1 pseudogene is annotated in these 269 nt (G+C 58.7%); it reads left to right on the top strand.

Going from position 1 to position 269, the window contains the following annotated elements:
* Positions 1–12 precede the first annotated feature (12 nt).
* Positions 13–269: pseudogene (locus tag ACYP03_RS26355) on the top strand (hypothetical protein); the annotation flags it as partial.

The following is a 269-nucleotide window of genomic DNA, read 5'->3' as shown; positions in this document are numbered from 1 at the left end:
CGGGCGTTTGAAGTGAAGCAGGCCTGTTACGGCGGCACGGCCGGTCTGCAGATGGCTTGCGACATGGTGCGCGCCCGTCCGGAAGAATCTGTACTGGTTGTGGCCTGCGACATTGCCCGCTACCAGCAAAACACTCCGGGTGAGTGTACACAAGGTGCCGGTGCGGTGGCCATGCTGATTACGGCTGACCCTGACATCATAGAAATTGATGCGGAACGTGGCTGTTACAGTGCCGACATCATGGACTTCTGGCGCCCGAACCAGTTCAA

The sequence above is a fragment of the Photobacterium sp. R1 genome (assembly GCF_054600795.1).
Note: the sequence above shows the minus strand (reverse complement) of the source record. Positions and strands in the feature narration are given on the sequence as shown.